Genomic DNA, 21,282 nt, shown 5'->3' with positions numbered 1-21,282 from the left:
CCCATCGCGCCGGCGCCCTCGCCCGCAGCGGGCTTCGGCCCACCGGGTGCGGGGGGCTGCGGGGTCGCCGCGGGTACGGCCGGAGGCGTCGCGCTGTACGGGGCAGGGCCGCCGTGTGGGGTTGTGCTGTGCGGGGCCGGGCCGTACGGGGCCGGGCCGTGCGGAGGCGCGCCGTACGGAGAGGTGCCGTACGGGTTCGTGCCAGGGGGGCTCTGCGGCGTCGGCGCGTACGGATCCGTGGGTGCGTACGACTCCGCGGGTGCGTACGGGTCCGCGGGCGCATAGGGGTTCGCCGGTGCCGGGTCGTGCGTGGTCGCGGGCATCGGCGGGGGCGTCCAGGCAGGCTCCGGCTGTGCCGACTGCGTGCCGTCCTCGGGCCGCGATCCACCCCGCTCCGTCTCCGGTACCCGGTCCTGGGGGCTCTCCGGCCGGCCAGGAGGTGCGGGCGGGACGGACGCGGGGCCGTCGGAAGGCCCGGGCGTCCTCGGGTTCGGCGGCGCGCCGGGGGCGCCGTTTGCCTCGTCATGCACCCATTGACAGTAACCAGTGTGGGTGACGGCCGCTGCGGCAGCGCCACAACCGGTGCCCGGCGGCCGTAACGCCTCAGCCACCGGTGCCGGGGCCGGGCGGGTGTCACCGCCGCGGCGTACCGCGTGCGGCGCTCAGCGGCGTCGGAAGAGCAGGTCGCGGACCTTGTGGCCCTTGTCCAGCCCCTGCCCCTCGAAGCGGGTGAGCGGGCGGTTCTCGGGCCGGGGCGCGAAACCGCCGTCCGCCTGGGTGTTCTCGTACTCGGGATGGGCACTGAGTACTTCGAGCATCTGCTCCGCGTAGTTCTCCCAGTCCGTCGCGCAGTGCACGAGCGCGCCGGACCGCAGCGGTCCGGCGGCGAGGTCGAGGAACTCGGGCTGGATCAGGCGCCGCTTGTGGTGGCGGGCCTTCGGCCACGGGTCGGGGAAGTAGATCCGCAGTCCGGAGAGCGAGTCGGGGGCCAGCATCTCCCGCAGCAGGATGATCGCGTCGCCGTTGCCCACCCGTACGTTGCTGAGGCCCTGCTCGTCGGCGAGGCGCAGCAGGTTGCCCTGGCCGGGGGTGTGGACGTCCACGGCGAGTACGCCGGTGGCCGGGTCGGCAGCCGCCATCCGGGCCGTGGCCTCGCCCATTCCGAAGCCGATCTCCAGCACGACGGGCAGCTCCGGGTCGCCGAAGAGCTCACCGAGGTCGAGCTTGTGCAGCCCGTCCACGTCGAACCCCCATTGGGGCCACAGCCGCTCCAGCGCCGTGCGCTGCCCCTTGGTCACCCGGCTGCGGCGGGGCTGGAAGCTGCGGATACGGCGTTCGTGGTGGGAACCTGCCGGGTCGGGGGAGGGCCCGGCACCTGGTGGGAACATGCGCGCCATCACCCGTGGTGCCCGTCCGCCACCGGACCCGGCCGAGCCGTCGTCGGCCTGCCGCGGACCGTCGTGAACGTCCTTGGAGCCGTCATCATCAGCGTCCTTCGGTTCGTCTCGGGAGCCTGCCGGGTCGACCGGAGCACGGTCCTGGTCGGGCTGAGGGGCCGGGTGCACCCGGCCGTCGGCGTGGGCGTGGGCGCGGGCGTGCGGGACGGCGGGGTCGTCGGGCTGGGGGAGGTTCTTGCTGTCGGACACGGTGTCTCAATTTTACGGGGAGGTGGCGAGGCGGAGGCGCGAGGCTCCGACAGCCACCGTAGGCACCCGCCCACCGTAGGCACCCGCCCACCGTAAGCACCCGCCCACCGTAGGCACCCACCGTGGGTCCCCGCCCACCGTAGGCGTGCCCGAGAACGGAACGAGGCCCGCCCGCGGGCGCCGACCCCGAGCCCGTGGTCAGCCGTCGCCCAGTGCTCCGGCCACCCGGCGGGCGATCTCCCGTCCGATGGGCAGCGAGGCGGTGGCCGCCGGGGACGGTGCGTTGAGGACGTGGACGGTGTGGGGGCCCTCGGCGAGGAGGAAGTCGTCGACGAGCGTCCCGTCCCGCAGGACGGCCTGGGCGCGTACGCCGGCGGGTGCGGGGCGCAGATCGGCTGCCGTCACCTCGGGCAGCAGGCGCTGCACGGCGGCGGTGAACGCCGGGCGGGAGAGCGAGCGCCGTACCTCGCCGGCTCCGTACCGCCAGTGGCGGCGGGCCATCCGCCAGGTGCCGGGGTGGGTGAGGAGCCCGGCCAGTTCGGCGGGGCGTACGGTCGGCCACGCGTATCCCTCGCGGGCCAGTGCCGGGACGGCGTTCGGGCCGACGTGTACGCCGCCGTGCACGCCGCGCGTCAGGTGGACGCCCAGGAAGGGGAACGCCGGGTCGGGTACCGGGTAGACGAGTCCGCGCACCAGATGTTCCCGCTCGGGTGCCAGTTCGGAGTATTCGCCGCGGAACGGGAGGATACGGGCCTGCGGGGCGTCTCCGGCGAGTCGGGCGATGCTGTCGCAGTGCAGCCCGGCGCAGTTGACCAGGGCGCGCGTCCGCACCACCGCACCGTCGGCTGTACGGACGGCGACCCCGCGGCCCGGGCGGCGGTCGATCGCGGTGACCTGGCCGGCGGCGCCGTACCGGGTCTCGGTGCCCGCGTCCCGCGCCAGCCGGGCGAGCTGGGCGGTGACGGCGGCGAAGTCGCACACGCCCGTCGTGCCCACATGGATGGCCGCGAGGCCGCGTACATGCGGTTCGTGCTCGGCGATCTGGACCGGCCCCAGCTCCCGTACGGGGATGCCGTGCTGTCTGCCGCGTTGGATCAAAGCGTGCAGCCGGGGCAGTTCCCGGTGTTCGGTGGCGACGATCAACTTGCCGGTCACCTGATGCGGAATGCCGTACTCCGCGCAGAACTTCACCATCTCCGCCGCGCCTTCGAGCGCGAACCGAGCCTTGAGGGAGCCGGGCGGATAGTAGATGCCGCTGTGGATCACGCCGCTGTTCCGCCCGGTCTGGTGCCGCGCGGGGCCGGGCTCCTTCTCCAGGACGGTGACCCGGGTGCCGGGCGCCCGGCGGGTGAGGGCATGGGCGGTGGACAGGCCGACGATGCCCGCGCCGATCACGAGCACGTCGCAGTCGAGTCTTCCGGACGTCGAGGACACGCCCCCCATCATGAACTGCCTCCGCCTTCCCGGCTCACGTGCCTCCCCGGCTCACCCGTCGGACCCCCTCACGCCGGGGTCATCAGCAGCGGTCGCGCCCGCTCGCGCAGCTCGGCGACGCGGGGCTCGTCCCCGTACGGCTCCAGGCGGTGCAGCAGATCGCGGACGTACTCCGTGGTGCGTGCCGAGGAGATCCGGCCGGCGACCTCCACGGCGCGTACCCCGGCGGCGCAGGCGGCATCCAGGTTGCCCGACTCCAGCTCGGCGACCGCCGAGACGACGAGCCGCAGCCCGTGCGAGCGGACGAACTCCTCCTTCGGCTGGGAGAGCGCCTTCTCGGTGAACCGGCGCACCTGGCGGGGCGCCTTGAGATCGCGGTAGCACTCCGCGGCGTCGGCGGCGAGCCGGTCGTAGGAGTAGAAGTCGAGCCAGGAGGGATCCGCGTCGCCGTCCCGGGAGCGCTCCAGCCAGCTCTCGGCCGCCGACAGGGCGGCGGCGCACGCCTGTGCGTCGTTCGCCTTGGCGTGCGCGCGGGCCTCGACGAGCTGGAAGAAGCTCATCGTCCGCGCGGTGGCCAGTCCGCGGTTGCGCTCCAGCGCGGCCTGCGCCAGGTCCACGCCCTCGTCCGCGAAGCCCCGGTAGGTCGCCTGGAGCGACATGGAGGCGAGGACATAGCCACCCAGCGGCACGTCGGCGGCGGCCCGGGCGAGCCGCAGCGCCTGGATGTAGTACCGCTGCGCGGCCTCCTGCTGCCCGGTGTCGAACGCCATCCAGCCGGCGAGCCGGGTCAGTTCGGCCGTCGCGCCGAACAGGGAGCGGCCCACCTCGTCGGTGTAGGCGCCGAGCAGCAGCGGCGCGGCGTCCACCCGCAGGCACTCGGGGACCATGGACGAACGCCAGTCCCCGCCGCCGTACTTGGAGTCCCAGCGGCGCGCCTCGTCCGCCGCCTCGCGCAGCTTGGAGACATCGGTGTGCCCGACGCGCAGCGGGGTGCCGCCCCCTTCCGCGTCGCCGTCCCGCCCGTCCCGGCCCTCGCGCAGCCGCCCTTCGGCGACCGCCAGGAGCCCCCCGTCGGCGGGGGAGTCCGCTCTGGCCCCGTCGCCGGACGGGTGGGCTCCCTCCAGATATTCGACGTGGCGGGCGACCGAGCTGTCGGCCGGGGTTATGAGCCAGCGCGACGCCGGGGTGGCGTACGCGCTCACGGCGAACGAGCCGGCGAGGGACTGCCAGATGCTGCCGCCGCCGCGCCGCCCGGCGAGGTCGAGACGGTAGAGGTCGGTGGCCGACTTGACGGCGGCTCCGACGTCGCGCGGGAAGGCCAGCCCGACCTCGGGGGTCGGATCGGCGTCCGCGAGACCGATCTCGTGCAACGGCACCGGACGGCCGAGCTTGCTGCCGATGGCAGCCGCGATGAGGTGGGGTGCCGCACCTTGCGGCACCATCCCCTTCGAAACCCAGCGGGCCACCGACGTCTTGTCGTACCGAAGAGTGAGGCCGCGTTGGGCCCCCAGATCGTTGACCCGTCGGGCGAGTCCGGCGTTGCTGATCCCTGCGAGGGCGAGGACGGTGCCGAGTTTCTCATTCGGCCCGCGTGACTCCCTGGACATGCGCACCCCTGACCACACCGACGACCGCCCCGCGGCTGCGGCGCGGGGCCCCCTCCCGTCACTGCGCACTGCGCGGCGCGGAAAGCACTGCGAACACAGCGTAGTTCGCCGGATCCCGACCGTTAAGAGGCGTCATGCCGGATGGCGAGATCTATGTCCGTACGCGTGTACGTGCGGGGGTCACGTGCCACCCCCATACTGCCCCGCTCGGACCGGCCGGAATCGTGCGCGCCGTCCGTGGGACGCACGGCTTCGTCGGCGCCGGTCGCCGTGCCCCGGGTGTGTGGCCGTGCGCCTCGTCATGCGCCTGCCGGACACGAAGGAGGGAGAGGTTCGATGGGAGTCGCGTGGGTCGGCCCGCTGTACATGGTCAGTGGGCTGGGGGACACCGCCGCCTCATTCCCCGCGGGCGGCGGTCCGGGCCGGGAGGTGCGCAACGCCCCTCCCGGCCCGGCAACGGTACGGGGACGGAACGAGGCCCGAGGGGTGGGTGCCTCGCCGGGGAGGCCGTGCGGAATCCCCGGCCACGGAACCGTGGCGGAACGGGCGCGGCACCGCGCCGCAGCCGCCAGGACCTCCGCGCCGCATACGCGCGGACGTGGGATTTCCGTGGGTAACACGGCGGGCGGGGAGCGGGTTTTCGAGCGCGCTCCCCGCCGGGCGACGCTGCCTCCCGGCCGCTCTGCGATCTCTTCCGCCGCGCCCCGGCGGACATGCCGTGCGTCGTGTTGTGCCGTGCTGTTCCGCCCTGGGCCGCGCTGCTCGCTCTTGAGCGTCTCGGCCGTCCGGGCCGCGTGCCCGTCGTCCGGGGGCGCTGCTCCGGCCGGTCGGCCGGGCGCTGCGCCGACGCGGCACGACCGGAACGCCGCTTGCCGTGTGCCCCCTTCCCTGCTTCCGTGCCCCGCGCATGCGACGGGGTTGCGCGCCCCGCGTACACGTCCCGTGCGGATCGTGTCCTTCCGTCGCGCTCACCCCGGTTGCCTTCGGTACGCCGCCCGTTCGCCGTTGCGTGGCGAGCGGTCAAGACGGCTGTCACGGCGCGGTGGGGACCGCTCATATTTGGCCGAATGACATCGGTCGCGTGTGCGGTGCCGGATGCGGACGCCAGTGGTATATGCCGCTGCCGTTCCGGCAACGCGCGGGCTCCTCGGGGGCGCTGTGCGGCGGAAGAGGAGCGGCGTACTGCGCTCAGGTATGCGCCCCTTACACGCCTCTCGTGCGCCACTCTCGTGGCACCATAGCCGCAACGGCAGCGGTTTCCGGGCGGCAGACACCCGCCGCCCCGGGCGCCCGCGCGGGGTGCGGCAGACAGCCGCGGAGTGACGCGAAGGCAGGCGGCGATGCGTTGGTTGGTGGGGTGGAGCAGCGCTGCGGCAGCGCCCGCCGGCCGTCGCGGGTCCGCCCGCTCCACCGCCAACGGGGGCCGCAGGGCAGCCGGTTACCCCGACCCGCACGCCGATTCCCGTACCGGCCACCACGCCGGCCGCAGCTCCGGCGACGCGTACGGCTCCCATGATCGGTACGGCTCTCGTGATCCGTACGACGCGCACGGTCGGTACGGCTCCTCCGACCCGTACGACCCGTTGGACCGCTCCGACCCCTACGACCCGTACGACTCGTACGGTCCCTACGGGCACGCGCCGCACACCGCGCACATCCCCGACGGAGGTGAGGGTGTCCTCCAGCCCGTCGGCGCCCAGGTGTTGTGGGGCGGCCCCGATCCGCTGTGGGCCGTCGGCGACTGGCGGCCCGACGAGATCCGCGTCGTCGAGGCCCGGCCCGGCGACCGGCTGGCGGTGTTCGGCTGCTGCGGCGCCACCGACGAAGAGCTGCGCCTCGGACTGATCGCCGCGCGCGGAGGAGCGTTTCGCCACCTGACCGCATGGCCCGGCAGCTACACCGCCGTCGCCTGCGTGGGCCGCCGCATCACCATCGCCGCGGACCTGGCGGGCGCCCGGCCCGTCTTCCACGTCCCCTGGGCAGGCGGCACCGCCTATGCGACGGCCGCGCTGCCGCTCGCCGACCTCGTCGAGGCCGAGCTCGACTTCGGCCACCTGGCCGCTCTGCTGGCCTGCCCGGAGGCCCCGGAAGCGCTGGGCGAGGGCACCCCCTACCGCGGGGTGCGGCGGGTGCCGCCGGGGCACGCGCTCATCGTGCGGGACGGCGGCAGCCGGGAGGTCACCAGTTACGAGTCGTCCGCCTCGCTCGTGGTCGGCGCCCCGCCCGTCGCCCCGGAGGCCGCGGTCGCCGGTGTACGGGACGCGCTCGTGGAAGCCGTACGGGCCCGGCTCACCGCCCCCCGGCACGCGGCCGAACACGACATCGACGTGGGCGCCGTACGCGATCCGGGCCCGGTGCCCGGCATGGGCCCCGCCGACCGGCAGCGGGCGCGCGGTGGTCCGGCACCCGGTGTCGGCGCCGACCTGTCCGGCGGGCCCGCCTCGGGCACCCTCGCGCTGCTCGCCGCCGGGCTGCCGGGTACGCCGGGCACCGTCTTCGGTTCCGGCGCGGCCGGCGCCGGCGAGCGGCTGCTGGCCGTCACCTTCAACGACCTCACCCTGGGCGGCGCCGCGCACCCGGGCGGCGGCGCCGATCCGAACGGCACCGCGGGCGCCGACAGCCACCTCGCCGAGTTGGAGCGGGCGCACACCATCGCGGACAACCCGCGGCTGCGCCATGTGGTGGTCACCGGCGGCGAAGAGACCCTGCCCTACGCGGACCTGGCCAACGGTCCACTGACCGACGAACCGGGACCCTCCCTGGTGACCGCCGAACGCCATCGGCACCGCCTCGGTGCGGGCAGCGCCGACCACTTCCTCGGCGCGGGCGCCCGCCAGGTCATCGACGCGCACCCGGCCCGCCTCGCCGATCTGCTGCTGGATCGGCGGCGCCGCCATCTGGTGCGGCCCGTCGCCGCGTTGGCCCGTGCCGAGGGACAGGCGCAGGGCCAGGTCGCGGGCCGGTCGCTGCGGGTGCCCGTCACCATCTACCGGGCCGCGCGCAGGCTCGCCCGTACGCCCTACCGGGACGGGGTGGTGGAGACGGCGGCGCAGCTGCGCGACAGTTCGTTCACCGCTGCCGCCTTCGCGGCGTACCCGGAAGGCGGCGAGAGCGCGGTGGACGCCTCCGTCGCCGCGCTCACCTGGTGCCGCCCCGGGCCTGCCGCGCGCTGGCTGACGGGGGAGGCGCTGGCGGAGGTCTCGCTGCGGCTGGAGGCCGCCGCACAGTCCCGGCCGTCCGTCGAGCGGCCCGGCGAACGGCGGGCCCGGGCCGCGCTCGCCCGCGCCGCAGCCGACCACCGGGTACTCGAACAGGCGGTGGAGATCCGCAACCAGCGGCTGCACTCCCCGTACTTCGACAACCAGGTTGTCCGTGCGGCCAGGGAGCTGCCCGAAGCGCTGCGCGTACGCCCGGGGGCGCGCGCCTCCATACTGCGCGCGGCACTCGCGGGTGCAGGTGTGCACGACGTCCCTCCCGGCTGGGGCGCACCCACCCACGCCACCCACCACGCCGCCCTCCGCACGGGTGTACGGCTGGCCGCCGAGCAGCTGCTGGAACTGTTCCGGGCGCCGCTGCTGGCCGAGGCCGGCCTGGTGGAGGCCCGCGTCGTACGCCAGGCGATCCAGCGGGTGGCCCGCGGCGACCAGCTGCCCGTGGAGGGCATCGCCGACCTGGTCTCCATGGAGCTGTGGCTCAGCCGCCTGCTGGCCCGGCGCGGCACCTGCTGGACCGGTGCCGCCGCGCCCCGTCACCGTGCCGCGGCGGCGGGCGTCCACCCCGACGCCCGCTACGAACGGATCCTCCCGCCGACCCCGGGGTGACCCGGCGAGCCCCGCCGCCGTCGGCCGGTTCGGGCCCTGCCAGGGAGCACACCGGGCGGAGCCCCATGGAAAAAAGCACGCGGCTGTGTGGGCGCCTACAGGGACAATGGGCGGGTGCGGTATCTGATCCTGGGGGCGAGCGAGGCCCGCGACGAGGCCGGACGGCCTCTCCCACTGGGCGGGCAGCGGCTGCGTGCGCTGCTCGCCGCCCTCGCGCTGCACACCCACAGCCGTGCGCCCGCCTCCCCGGAGACGCTGATCGACGAGGTGTGGGGGGACGCGGAGCCCGCCACCATGCCCGAGAACGCCCCGGCCGCGCTGCAGGCGCTGGTGGGCAGGCTGCGCCGGGCTCTCGGCAAGGACGCCGTCGAGTCGCTGCCCGGCGGCTACCGGCTGCGGGTCGACCCGAAGCGCGACGAGATCGATCTGATCCGCTTCGAACACCTGGCCGTCGAGGGGGAGCGCGCCCTGGAGGCCGGCGACGCCGAACGGGCCTCCGCCGTGCTCCGTGAGGGCCTCGCGCTGTGGCGCGGTCCCGCGCTCGCCGACCTTCCCCATCGAGCCACCGTCGCGGCCCGCGCCGAGGCGCTGCGGCACACGGCCCTCCAGCGCCGCCTCGCCGCCGACCTCGCGCTGGGCCGGGCAACGCGGGTGCTGCCCGAGCTGCGCGAGCTGGCGCCCGAACATCCGCTCGACGAGCCGTTGCAGACGCTGTATCTGCGTGCCCTGCACGAGAGCGGTCGTACGGCCGAGGCGCTGGCCGCCTACGAGTCCGTACGCCGGGGCATAGCCGCCCGGCTGGGTGCCGACCCGGGGCCCGAACTGCGCGCGCTGCACACCGAACTGCTGGCCGCCGGCACCCCGGGCGGCGCCGCCACCTCACCGGCTCCCCGCCCGGCGGCACCCGGGGCGGGCTCCGCGGCTCCCGCGTCGGGCCCGACGGCCCGCGGCCCGGATGCCTCAACGGCGGGCGCGTCGCCACCGGCGGGCGCCTCGATGACGGGCGCGTCGGCGACAGGCGCCGGTGCCGCGCCGGTCGACTCCGAGGGCACCCGCGCCATGTCCGCCCGTCACCAGGGGGAGCACGCCTCACCGGGGGCCGCCGAGCACCGGCGTGCCGACCCCGCCGCCCGGACACCGCTCGGCAACCTCCGCGCCCGGCTGACCAGCTTCGTCGGACGGGAGCCCGACATCGCCGCCATCGGCGCCGACCTCGGTGCCTCCCGGCTGGTCACGCTGATCGGCCCGGGCGGCTCGGGCAAGACCCGGCTGGCCGAACAGGTCGCCGCGACAGCGGCATGCGCCGAGGCGGCGCCCTATCCGGACGGCACCTGGCTGGTGGAGCTCGCACCGCTCGACCACCCCGCCGCCGTTCCCGGTGCCGTGCTCAGCGCCCTCGGACGGCGGGTGACCGCACTGTCCACGGCCGCCACCGAGGGCACCCGCCCGCTGGGTGGCGAGGGAGACGCAACGGCACTGCTGGTCGAACACCTGGAGCAGCGCCGCCTGCTGCTGGTGCTCGACAACTGCGAGCACGTGGTCCACGCAGCAGCCACCCTCGCCGAGACGCTGCTGGCGCACTGCCCCGGCCTCACCGTGCTGGCCACCAGCCGTGAACGTCTCGGCGTGCCGGGCGAGAGGGTGCGCCCGGTCGAACCGCTGCCGCCCGCGTCCGCGCACCGCCTGTTCGCCGACCGGGCCGCCGCGGCCCGCCCGGGGTTCCGTACGAGCGAGGACCCGGAGGCCGTGGCGGAGATCTGCCGCCGTCTCGACGGACTGCCCCTCGCGATCGAACTGGCCGCGGCCCGGCTGCGCTCGCTCACCCCGCGCCAGATCGCCGACCGTCTCGACGACCGCTTCCGGTTGCTGACCAGCGGCAGCCGTACCGTACTGCCCCGGCAGCAGACCCTGCGGGCCGTCGTCGACTGGTCCTGGGACCTGCTGGACGAGCGCGAACGCACCGTCGTACGGCGGCTGTCCGTCTTCGCGGGCGGCTGCACCCTCTCGGCCGCCGAACACGTGTGCGCGGACGGAGCACCCCAGGACGCGGAAGGGCCGGCGACGCCGGACACCCGCCCGGAACAGGGACGCCTGCACCCAGACGATGTCCTGGACCTGCTCTCGGCCCTCGTGGACAAGTCCATCCTCGTCGCCGACCAACCGCCCGCCCTCTCCGGTACCGGCGTGCGCTACCGCATGCTGGAGACGATCCACGACTACGCCCGCGAGCGCGCCGCCGAACACCCCGACGACCGCCAGGCGGCCGAGGAGCGGCACACCGCCCAGATCCTCCGCTTCTCCAGCGCGGCGGAACCCCGCCTCCGCTCCGCCGAACAGCTCTCCTGGCTGCCCCGGGTCGAGGCCGACCTGGACAACATCCGTGCGGCGCTGCACCGCTCGCTGCGCAACGGCGACCGCCGTTCGGTCGTCTCCCTCGTCCGCGGCACAGGATGGTTCTGGTGGCTGCGCAACTACCGTGACGAGGGTGCGCACTGGGTCGAGGCGGCCTTGTCGATGCTTCCCGCCGGAAGGGACGAGCGCGACGAGGACGAGGAAGTGCTCTTCCGGGAGTTCCAACTGCTCCACTACTTCCTGCTGGCCGAACACCACACCCAGGAATTCCTCAGCGACCCGCGCCACCAGGCCGTAGCCGAAGAGGTCGTCGCGACCTTCCGCGAACCGGGCCCGGTCGCTGCCCGCTTCCCCGGGATGCTCTGGCCGTTCACCGGCTACCTGATCGAAGGAAGCAAGGGCGTGGCGGCCCTGATGGAGATTTCCGTCGCCAACTGCCGACGCCACAGCGAACCGTGGGACCTGGCGGTCGCCCTGCTCTTCCGCGCCCATGTGCAGATGGACCTGCCCGGCGGAGTGCCCGCCACCAAGGACGACCTCCCGGAGATCAGCGCCCTGGCGGAGAGCACGGGCGACCGCTGGCTGCTGAGCCAGATGTGCGGACTGCGCGCGGAAGTCGCCCTCCAGGAGGGCCGCTACGACGACGCCCGCGCCGAGTGCGAGGTCGCCCTGCGCCACGCCCAGCAGCTCGGTGCCCTCACCGAGATGCCGCTGCTGCTCGCACGCATCGCCGACATCTGGTTCCGGCGCGGCGACACCGAGCAGGCCGACCAGCTCGCCCAGCGCGCCATCGAGGACGCCGAACGGCTGGGCATCAAGGACGCACTGACCATCGCCGTCTTCGTCCGCGCCGTCGCGGCGACCGAGGCCGACGACATCGAACGGGCCCGCCAGCTGCACACCCAGGCCCGCAAACACGCGTCCATCGGCACGCCGCCCGCGATGTTCGAGGTCATGATGTGCGTGCTGGACGCCCGTATCACCGCCTGTGAAGGGGCCGAGCTGCTGCCCGAGGCCATCCGGAAGATCCGCACCGCCATCCGTACCGGGCTGGAGGTCGGCATCCCCGAGAACCTCATCGGCCAGGCCCTGCTGACCGCCGGCTACATCCTGCACCTGGACGGTCGCCACGCGCTGGCCGTCCAGTTCGCCGACGCGGCCCAGCGGCTGCGGGGCGACCTGCCCGCGAGCGTTCCGGAACTCCGGCTCGACGGCACGATCCGCGCCTACTCCGGCAGCGGCGCGGACGGGTGCCCGCCGCTCACCGGCGCAGCGGCCGTGGAACGGCTGGACGAGCTGTGCGACCGGCCCACCGCCGACATCTCCAGCGAGGGCAGCGTGTCCACCGAGGGCAGCGCACCATCCGGCGAGGGGTGACGCTCCACCACCAGCCGCACCTGGCGTTCCCCGTCGCCCGCGCTGAGCGTGACGGTGTCGCGCGTGACCTCGATCAGGTGGTGCTCGGCCGGTGGGGGCGGCGGCTCGGGACGCTGGCGCGGGGGCGGCGGCACCTCCGGCTCGGGACGCCGCGGCGGTTCCGGAGGCGCCGGTGGCTCGGCCGCCGGGTCCGGCGTCGGGTCCGCCGTCGGCTTGGGTGCGGGGCGCGGCGCGGCCTGCGGCGGCGCCGGTTCGGGTGCGGGCGGTTCGGGCTGCGGCTCCTCGGCTTGCGGCCCTTCGGGCTGCGGCTCGGGACGGGGCGCCGGATCGGCCTTCTTCGGCGGCTGTCCGGGCGCGGCGGGCGGGGCGGGGTGCCGTGCTTGCGGCTTCTTCGGGGGTTCGCCGTCGCCCCCGGTCAGCGCGTAGGCGAGCACCGCACCGGCTGCCGCGGCCACGCCCAGCCCGATACCGGCCTTCGCGGGGGCGCCGAGCCCTTCCGAGGCCGCACCGCCCGCACCCGCCCCGCTCGCTCCCGCACCCGCACCGCCGCTTCCGGCAGCACCTCCCGCGCCGCCGGCAGCAGCACCTCCCGCGCCCGCGCCTCCCGCGGCCGCCGTCGTCGCACCGCCACCCAGCAGTGCAGCGAACGCCTTCGCGCCGCTCGCCGTCCCGAACCAGCCCACCAGGGCCACCGGGACCAGCAGCCTGATGTGCTCGTTGAGGTCCTTGACCTCCGACGCCGCCTGCCGGCACGCCGGGCACTCCTCAAGATGCCGGGCCAGCCCCCGCTCGGCCCGCATCCGCAGCCCGCCGCGCGCGTAGGCGCCGAGCCGGTCGGCGTAGCGGGCGCACTCACCGCCCTCCGTCAGCGCCCGGTTCACATGTGCCTGGAGGTACGCCTGCTTGAGATTCTCCCGCGCCCGGTGCGCCGCCGTCGCGGTGGCGCCGCGCGACTTTCCCAGCAGCGGCGCCACCTCCTGCGGCGGAACGCCCTCCACCGCGGTGTGCCACAGCAGCATCCGGTCGTACTCGGACAGGCTCCGGAACGCCCGGACGACCAGCCTCTCCTCGGCCTCCCGCATCGCCCGCACCTCGGCGCCCAGGTCGAGGGTCTCCTCGTGTCTGCTCGCGGAGGCGGCAGCCGCCGACTGCGCGAAGGCCGCGAAGTCGTCCACCAGCCGCTCCCGCCGCCGGGTGCGCGCCCAGTCCGCCGCCACATGCCGTACGGAGGCGAGCAGATAGGCCCGCGCCGAGGCCTCGGGGCCCTTGCCGCCGCGTACGGCCTGCAAGGTGCGCGCGAAGACCTCGCCGGTCAGATCCTCCGCCGTGTCCGCGTCCCGACAGCACGTGCGGGCATAGCGGCGCACCGGCTCGGCGTGCCGCCGGTACAGCTCCTCGTACGCCGCGTCGTCGCCCTCCCGCATCCGGGAGAGCAACTCCATGTCGGAGACGCCGTGCCGGGCGTGCCCGTCGCGTCCCGGTGAGGTGCCCTGCCGCCTGCGCTGCTCGGGCACCTGACGCGGGACGGGGTGTCCGGACGCCCCCCGGGAGGAACCCGGGCAGGGCTTACCGGGCTCCCGCTCCTTGTCACCACCCATAGCCGCGACTTCCGTACCCGCCCTGCGTGCTGACCATCGCGTCAGCGTGGCACAGCACCCGCGGACAGGAACCCGACAAGCAGACCAACCACCCGTTCGGGTCTTCTCGCACGGCTCTCCGAATGAAGAGGCCCTTTACGGGGAAGCCGCGACCTCGCGGGAGGAGCCGACGTCAGCGCACGCTGCGGGAGCGCAACCCCTCCAGCAGGATGTCCAGCAGCCGGGTGGAGGCCGCAGCCTGCTGTGCCGCGTCCGGCAGCGAGGGGGCGGCGGTCGCTATCACCAGCAGCACATCGCCCACCGTCACATCCGGGCGCAGCTCGCCCGCCTCCCGCGCCCGTGCGACCAACTGCCCGACGACCTCGAGCAGTTCCGCCGCTCCCGGGTCGTCGTCCAGTCCGTCGTACGCGGCACCGGACTCGCTCAGCGGGGCGGGGCGCTCCACCAGCCGCAGGTCCGGCTGCGAGCCCTCGGTGTACGTCGGCGCCTCGACGTATCCGCCCTGTACGGAGGTGCGCTGCGGCGGCACCCGCAGCGCACTGTCGGCACGGGTCTCCGCCCGGAGTATCCGCGGCGGCAGCAGCCGTCCGGCCCCCGAGGCGACGGAGGTGCGCAGAAAGCGGGAGAGCGCCGACCAGGGCTCCTCCTCCTGGCCCAGCGCGGCCCTGGCCTGCTCGGTCAGCCGCGCCGTCTCTTCCTCGGCTATCCGCCTGACCAGTACGTCCTTGCTCGGGAAGCGGCGGTAGACCGTCCCGACCCCCACCCGCGCCCGGCGGGCGACGTCCTCCATCGGCGCTCCGTAACCCAGCTCGCCGAAGACCTCGCGCGCGGCGCGCAGTACATGTTCGAGATTCCGCTGTGCGTCCACTCTCAGCGGTGTCGTGCGCCGGGCCGCCGCGGTCGCGGTTGCGGCCGCGGCGGCGTGCGCGGTGGTCTGGCCCTCCGGAACGGCGGAGACAGCGGTCGGCGCCGCTCCGGCACGAGAGCCGTGAATACCCTGAATGTGCATCGTTGTTCCCCCGGTAAATCCATGTCTCCCCCCGGAGACCCCCGCGTCCGCGGGGTCGGAATACGGCGCACTGGTCCATAGGCCGTACCCGCTGGGATACGAACATAGTTGAGCCCACCCCGAGAGAGAAGAGGGCGTTCGGGCACGGCCCGTCCTCCTCGGCGCCCCCGTACCGGCCGTACCTTGCCCGCACGCCCCGCGTGCCCCCCGCACTCCGGCGGTGACCTGCACGGACCACATCCCGTACGAAGCCGGTGGTACAACGTGCGCCCGGCGCGGCCCGGTCACATGATTGACGTGTCCTGTGGACAAACGAGGGGCCGAGGGTGCGTCATGGTCAGGTGACGAAGGCCACGAAGGAACCTGCGAAACCCGCGCGCATCCTCATCGTCGGCGGCGGCTACGTCGGCATGTACACAGCGCTGCGCCTCCAGCGCAGACTCAAGCAGCGGCTCCGACAGGCCGTCGGCGCCGACGGAGCCCCCGCCCCGGACGCGCCGGACGCCCTCGGTGGGCCGGACGCGCCCGTAGCCACGTCACTGGAGTCCGCCGACGGGGTCGCCATCACCATCCTGGACCCCGACCCCTACATGACCTACCAGCCGTTCCTGCCCGAGGCCGCCGCCGGGTCGATCTCCCCAAGGCATGTCGTCGTCCCCCTGCGCCGGGTGCTGCCGCACTGCCAGGTCATCGTGGGCGAGGCCCGCACCATCGACCACGACCGCCGTGTCGCGCACATCTCGACCCTCGCCACGGCCGAGTCCGACGCGGCCCGCGCGGCACACGCGGCCCCCGGAGAGCGGCCCGAGCCGCAGACCCTGGAACTGCCCTATACCGAACTGGTGCTGGCACCGGGCTCCGTCTCGCGCACCCTCCCCGTCCCCGGCCTGGCCGAGCACGGCATCGGCTTCAAGACGGTCGAGGAGGCCATCGGGCTCCGCAACCATGTGCTCGAACAGCTCGACATCGCCTCCTCCACCCGGGACCCCGCCCTCCGCGACGCGGCCCTGACCTTCGTCTTCGTCGGCGGCGGCTACGCGGGCGTCGAAGCGCTGGCCGAACTGGAGGACATGGCGCGCTACGCCTGCCGCTACTACCACAACATCTCCGCGGACGACCTGCGCTTCCTGTTGGTGGAGGCCAGCGACCGGATCCTGCCGGAGGTCGGCGCCGAGATGGGCGGCTACGCGCTGCGCGAGCTGCGGGCCCGCAACATCGACGTACGCCTGCAAACGCGCCTCGACTCGTGCGAGAACAGGGTCGCCGTCCTCAGCGACGGCTCCCGGCACCCGTCCCGCACCCTGGTGTGGACGGCCGGGGTCAAGCCCCACCCCTTGCTCGCCCGCACCGGGTTGCCCGTCACCGCGCGCGGCAAGCTCCGATGCGAGCCCACACTGCGCGTCCAGGGGACCGCACACGCCTGGTCGGCGGGGGACGCCGCGGCGGTCCCCGACCTCGCGGCGGAACCGGCCGCGGAACGGGTCGCGGAACCGGCCCAGGACCGGGCCCGGGGCGCGGCGCCGGCGGACGGCGCGGAACGGCCGCTGTGCGCTCCCAACGCGCAGCACGCCGTCCGCCAGGCACGCCGCCTCGCCGACAACCTCGCAGCGGTGTGCGAAGGCCGGGAACCCACCCCCTACCGCCACTCCTACGCGGGGTCCGTCGCCTCCCTCGGACTGCACAAAGGCGTCGCGCACGTGTACGGACGGAAACTCAAGGGATACCCTGCCTGGTTCATGCACCGCGCCTATCACCTCAGCCGGGTGCCGACCTTCAACCGGAAGGCACGCGTGCTGGCGGAATGGGTGCTCTCCGGCCTGTTCAAGAGAGAGATCGTCTCTCTCGGCTCGCTGGAGCACCCCCGTGCCGAGTTCGAACTCGCGGCGGGCACCGTACGGCGCCCCGACAAGAACTGAGGGGTTCCACCGGCGCGGTGGGCCACACTGGACATGTGACCATGGGTGGGCCCGCGTCTGCGAAGCGTGACCCCGAAGCGGCCCGAGCAACCCGAGCGAACACAGCGAACCACACAAGGAATCGGACGACGTGAACTTCACGCGCTGGAGCGCCCGACTGCCCGGCACACAGCGGCGCACCGCTGCCGCCCAGGCCGCGATAAAGGCGCGAGCGCAGTCGACCGGGACCTCCGGCAGCGGCACGGACGAGGTCGGCAAGGGCGGCGACGCCGACGACGCCGACGACACGGCCAACGACGCCGGGAACGGTGACGCGGGCGCCGGCAACGACTCCGGCATCGACAGCGACAGCGGCGACGGGAACGGCAGCGACAGCGGCGAACAAGCGGCCGGGACAGCCTGCCCGGCAACCGCCGACCCCGCAGTCGCCGACCCCACGGTCCCCGACCAGGCAACGGCCCCCGGCCGGTCCACGCAGTCGGCGTCCGGGCGGTCGACGCACGCGCGTCACCAGGACGCTCGAAAGCGCCCTGCCGGTCCCGAGGGCCTTGAGGGTCCCGAGGACACGGAGACTCCCACCGTCCCCGCCGCACGCAACCGCCCGCCCGCCGAGACCGACCCCGAGACCCACCCCGGGGCCGCTTTTGGGGACGTTCCCGAAACCGACCCGGAAACCGCCCCCGAGGCGGACCCGCAGTACGCCCAGCACGCTTCAGCGTCCGGAACCGAACCCGAACGAGCGGCGTGGAAGCGCAGACGTGCCATCGACGCGCTCCCCGTACGCGCCCTGCTCGGGCAGGTCCCCGCACTGGTGGCCGTCGTGCACGGCCCCGAGCACCGCATCGCCTTCGTCAATGAGGCCTACAGCCACGTCTTCGGCCCCCGCCCCACCGGCGCTGCGGCCCGGGAGGCGCTGCCCGAGCTGGTGGAGCTGGGCCTGCTCCCGCTGATGGACCAGGTGCGGCGCAGCGGGCGGCCCCGCACGGTCAAGTCCCGCCGGGTGTCCCCGCAGCAGGGCGCGCCGGGCAACAGGCGACGTCCGGGCTACTACACCTTCACCTGCACCCCCATCACCACATCGGGTGACAGCGGCGTGCTGATCTTCGCCGCCGACGTCACCGACCAGGTGCAGGCGGTGGAACGGCTGCGCGCCAGCGAGCGCCGCCAGCGGGAGGCCGCCGTCACCCTCCAGCGCAGTCTGCTGCCCCAGGAGTTGGAACAGCCCGACGACCTGCGGGTCGCAGCCACCTACCAACCGGGCGGCACGGACGCGGCCGTCGGTGGCGACTGGTACGACGTCATCACCCTCGGGGCGGGCCGCACGGCACTCGTCATCGGCGACGTGATGGGGCGCGGCGTGCGCGCCGCCGCCGTCATGGGCCAGCTGCGCACGGCAGTACGCGCCTATGCCCGACTCGACCTGCCTCCGCACGAGGTCCTGCAACTGCTCGACGGCCTCGCCGCCGAGATCGACGCCTCCCAGATCGCCACCTGCGTCTACGCCGTCCACGACCCCAACGAGGGCTGCCTCCGCTACGCCTCCGCCGGGCACGTGCCCATCCTCGTACGCGACGCCGACGGCACCGTCCACCGCGCCTCCGAGCACACCGGCCCGCCACTGGGCACCGGCGGCTGGCTGCACACCTCGGGCAGCCTGCCGCTGCCCGAGGGCTCCACCGCCGTCCTCTACACCGACGGTCTGATCGAACGTCGGGACGCCGACATCGACGAGGGCGTGGCAGCGCTGGAAGGCGCCTTCGCCGGCGCCACCGGCTCCCCGGACATCATCTGCGACCGGCTGCTGCGCGCCCTGGGCATCAGCGAGGACCACGACGACGACGTGGCACTCCTCGTCTTCCAGCACCCGGTCCGCACGGGTCCCGACGCCGAGCTGTTCCACAACGCGGCGCTCGACCTGCTCGGCGGCACCGAAGCTGCCCCGCGCGCCCGTGCCTTCGCCTCGGGCGTCCTGGCCTCCTGGCGCTTCCCCACCGAACTCCGCGACCTGGGGGTGCTGGCCGCCAGCGAACTGGTCGCCAACTCCCTCCAGCACGGCACCCCGCCCATGCGGCTGCTGCTGCGCCGTACCGACCGGCGTCTGATCATCGAGGTGACCGACGGCGACGAACACCTCCCCCGCCGCTGCCGGGCCGAACCGGCCGACGAAGCCGGACGCGGTATCTCGATCATCGCCACGATCGCCTCGGCGTGGGGGAGCCGTCGCACCCAGGGCGGCGGCAAGTCCGTCTGGTGCGAGTTCGCCCTGCCGGGCAGGTAGCCGGCTTTCCGGCTGCTGCCCGGCAGGGGGCACGTACTGCGAGCGCTTCCCGCGCTACGGAAGCGCGCTACCGATGCGCGCTACCGCACCGCGTCGACGCGCGGTTCCGCTACGCGCTGCTCCTCGGTGCCCGGTTCTGCGACGTGCTGTCCCTCGATCCGCTGTCCCTCGACCGGGCGGGACGCCTCTCCGCGGGCCACGATGACCGACCCGGGCCGGTCCTCGCGCTCGGACAGCCGCCGACCGAGCAGCAGCGCCAGCCCGGACACGCCCAGGCAGCACACCACCAGCAGCACGATGTACGCCGACCAGGCACCGGTCGCGGCGAGCGCACCGCCCACGGCGGGCCCCACGGCCAGTGCCAACTGCTTCACCAGCGCGAAAGCGGAGTTGTACTGGCCCACCAGCCGGGCCGGGGCCAGGTCGGCGACCAGGGGCGCCACCGTCGGCGACAGCATCGTCTCGCCGACGCCGAACAGCGCGTATGTACCGATGAGCAGCGCGGTGGCCACCGCCTGCGCTCCGTGCACGAGCCCGGAAGCCCCTGCGGCCACCCATGCGACGGTCCAGATCAGGCCCACCAGGGCGACGACCCGGCTGCGGCGCCGGCGCTCGACGAGTCGCAGCACCACGAACTGCGCCAGCACGATTATCGCCGTGTTGGCGGCGAGCGCGATCCCCAGCGTGGAGGTCGAGATCCGGGTGACCTCCACGGCGTAAGCGGACAGCCCCGACTCGAACTGCCCGTAGCAGGCGAAGAAGATCACGAAGCCCAGGACGCACAGCAGCACCATCGGCCGATCCCGCAGCAGCACACCCCACCCGGAGCCACGCGCAGCGCCCTCCGTCCCGGTGCCCTCGTTGTCGACCGTCGCCACCGGACGCGCCACCCGCACCGTCATCAGTACGGCGAGCAGCACCAGGAACATCGTCGCCTCGATGACGAACAGCAGGGTGAAACTGGCCGGGTCGTGCTCGTCGACGAGCATCCCGCCCAGCAGCCCACCGACCCCAAGGCCGAGGTTGTTGAGGAAGAACTGGGTGGCGAAGGCGCGTGACCGCGACCCCTGCGACGAGCACCAGACGATCATCGTCGCGAGCGCCGGCTGCAGTACGGCGATGCCGGCGCCCATCACGGCGGACGCGACCAGCACGGCGGGCGCGCTCGACGACAGCCCGAAGCCCAGCGCGCCGAGCGCGGCGGAGGCCGCACCGACGACAACCATCACCAGCGGTCCGCTCCGGTCGATCACGCGCCCCGTGAAGGGCAGCACGAGCAGCGCGGCGGCCGCGAACGCGGCGAGCACCGCACCCGCGGTGCCGTCACCGAGCTCCCGCACCCGCGCGACGTACACGAAGAGGAACGGCACCGTGAAGCCGTTGCCGAAAGCTGCCAGCGCGTTGCCGAGCTGGATCCGTCGCAGCGCGGCGGCCGTCGCCGTGGACACAGCCGTGGTCACACTCACCTACCTAGGTCGAGAAGGGAAAAGGGGTACAGGTACGAGGTCCCATGAGTACAGGGACGAAGACTTCGAAGCTAAAGTTCGATGCTAAAGAGTACACAGGGCAAGCGTTTAGAGCGAATGAGTTGCCGTGCGATACTGCACACATGCCGGACCGACAACCGACGCTCGACGAGCAGATCGCCATCTACCAGCGGGAGTACCGCGACCTCGACCCGCAGGTGGAGAAGGTGGTCAACGCCCTGAGCAGGCTGGACCGCCGGATGAACGTGGCCTACGGCCGCCAGCTCGGAACGCTCGGCCTCAGCAGTCCGGAGTGGGAGGTCCTCAAGGAGCTCGTCATGGCGGGCAGTCCCTACCAGCTCTGGCCCGGCACCATCGCCAAGCGGCTCGGCCTCACCCCCGCGGCGATGACCCACCGCATCGACCGGATGCTCACCCAGGACCTGGTCACCCGCGAACGGGACCCCGACAACCGGGTCCGCGTGATCATCGGCCTCACCGACACCGGACGCGAGAAGTGGCTCGAGGTCATGCGTATGGCGTCGGTCTTCGAGGAGGACCTCCTCCAGGACCTCTCCACCGAGGAACGCGTACAACTCGGCGAACTCCTCACCCGACTCCTCCGCCGCGTCGAACACGCCCAGCCGGACGCCGGCGGGCGCCTCACCGACCTCGACTGACGCCCTGCCGGGCGCAGTTGCGTTCGGCTCGGCTCCGGTTGACAGCGCGACACGTGATCCGTAAGGTTCACCGAGTTGTCAGCAGCCGGTCACGGTTT

10 protein-coding genes and 1 pseudogene are annotated in these 21,282 nt (G+C 73.9%); 5 read left to right on the top strand and 6 right to left on the bottom strand.

Going from position 1 to position 21,282, the window contains the following annotated elements; translation table 11 throughout:
* Nucleotides 1-662 precede the first annotated feature (662 nt).
* From trmB to JW613_RS28310, 3 genes are all read right to left on the bottom strand, one after another.
* On the bottom strand, nt 663-1,397 hold the full coding sequence (trmB, locus tag JW613_RS28320) for a tRNA (guanosine(46)-N7)-methyltransferase TrmB (RefSeq protein ID WP_209213796.1): 735 nt from the start codon (nt 1,395-1,397) through the stop codon (nt 663-665).
* A 447-nt stretch (nt 1,398-1,844) separates the two neighbouring features.
* A complete protein-coding gene (gene lhgD, locus JW613_RS28315) occupies nt 1,845-3,092 on the bottom strand; it encodes an L-2-hydroxyglutarate dehydrogenase (RefSeq protein WP_209213726.1) in 1,248 nt (415 codons plus the stop codon).
* Nucleotides 3,093-3,148: 56 nt separating this feature from the next.
* Entirely contained in the window at nt 3,149-4,687 is a 1,539-nt protein-coding gene (locus JW613_RS28310; protein WP_209213725.1) for an NsdA family TPR-like regulatory protein, read from the bottom strand.
* A 1,340-nt stretch (nt 4,688-6,027) separates the two neighbouring features.
* Here JW613_RS28310 and JW613_RS28305 point away from each other — a divergent pair.
* Nucleotides 6,028-8,508, top strand: coding sequence for a macrolactam cyclase family protein (locus JW613_RS28305; protein ID WP_245226431.1), 2,481 nt, complete (start codon nt 6,028-6,030; stop codon nt 8,506-8,508).
* Between the two features lie 294 nt (nt 8,509-8,802).
* A pseudogene (locus JW613_RS37075) lies at nt 8,803-10,014 on the top strand (AfsR/SARP family transcriptional regulator); the annotation flags it as partial.
* Between the two features lie 2,072 nt (nt 10,015-12,086).
* Here the strand turns inward: JW613_RS37075 and JW613_RS37070 are convergent.
* Entirely contained in the window at nt 12,087-13,835 is a 1,749-nt protein-coding gene (locus JW613_RS37070) for a sigma-70 family RNA polymerase sigma factor (protein ID WP_443742845.1), read from the bottom strand.
* Nucleotides 13,836-14,007: 172 nt separating this feature from the next.
* Nucleotides 14,008-14,844, bottom strand: a complete 837-nt coding sequence (locus tag JW613_RS28290; RefSeq protein ID WP_209213723.1) for a TetR/AcrR family transcriptional regulator — start codon at nt 14,842-14,844, stop codon at nt 14,008-14,010.
* Between the two features lie 326 nt (nt 14,845-15,170).
* On the opposite strand from JW613_RS28290, the gene JW613_RS28285 reads away from it, so the two are divergent.
* On the top strand, nt 15,171-16,760 hold the full coding sequence (locus JW613_RS28285; protein WP_372448012.1) for an NAD(P)/FAD-dependent oxidoreductase: 1,590 nt from the start codon (nt 15,171-15,173) through the stop codon (nt 16,758-16,760).
* A 130-nt stretch (nt 16,761-16,890) separates the two neighbouring features.
* The gene (locus tag JW613_RS28280; protein ID WP_209213721.1) at nt 16,891-19,038 is read left to right on the top strand and encodes a SpoIIE family protein phosphatase; all 2,148 of its coding nucleotides are present in this window, start codon (nt 16,891-16,893) and stop codon (nt 19,036-19,038) included.
* An 80-nt stretch (nt 19,039-19,118) separates the two neighbouring features.
* Here JW613_RS28280 and JW613_RS28275 read toward each other — a convergent pair whose 3' ends face one another.
* Complete coding sequence (locus JW613_RS28275; RefSeq protein WP_307866078.1) at nt 19,119-20,486, bottom strand: MFS transporter; 1,368 nt, start codon at nt 20,484-20,486, stop codon at nt 19,119-19,121.
* 161 nt (nt 20,487-20,647) lie between these two features.
* Here JW613_RS28275 and JW613_RS28270 point away from each other — a divergent pair, with 161 nt between their 5' ends.
* Nucleotides 20,648-21,184 (top strand): MarR family winged helix-turn-helix transcriptional regulator, encoded by a 537-nt coding sequence (locus JW613_RS28270; protein ID WP_099882475.1) that lies wholly within the window; start codon nt 20,648-20,650, stop codon nt 21,182-21,184.
* Nucleotides 21,185-21,282 lie beyond the last annotated feature (98 nt).

The organism is Streptomyces smyrnaeus, assembly GCF_017676345.1.
In the GTDB taxonomy this organism is placed as follows: Bacteria; Actinomycetota; Actinomycetes; order Streptomycetales; family Streptomycetaceae; genus Streptomyces; species Streptomyces smyrnaeus.
This window is presented reverse-complemented; position numbering and strand designations above follow the sequence as displayed.

Excerpts from the sequence above, each read along its gene's own strand:
- lhgD (WP_209213726.1), bottom strand. The coding sequence starts at position 3,092 with ATGATGGGGGGCGTGTCCTCGACGTCCGGAAGACTCGACTGCGACGTG.
- JW613_RS28290 (WP_209213723.1), bottom strand. The coding sequence starts at position 14,844 with ATGCACATTCAGGGTATTCACGGCTCTCGTGCCGGAGCGGCGCCGACC.
- JW613_RS28305 (WP_245226431.1), top strand. The coding sequence starts at position 6,028 with ATGCGTTGGTTGGTGGGGTGGAGCAGCGCTGCGGCAGCGCCCGCCGGC.
- JW613_RS28310 (WP_209213725.1), bottom strand. The coding sequence starts at position 4,687 with ATGTCCAGGGAGTCACGCGGGCCGAATGAGAAACTCGGCACCGTCCTC.
- JW613_RS37070 (WP_443742845.1), bottom strand. The coding sequence starts at position 13,835 with ATGGGTGGTGACAAGGAGCGGGAGCCCGGTAAGCCCTGCCCGGGTTCC.
- JW613_RS28270 (WP_099882475.1), top strand. The coding sequence starts at position 20,648 with ATGCCGGACCGACAACCGACGCTCGACGAGCAGATCGCCATCTACCAG.
- trmB (WP_209213796.1), bottom strand. The coding sequence starts at position 1,397 with ATGGCGCGCATGTTCCCACCAGGTGCCGGGCCCTCCCCCGACCCGGCA.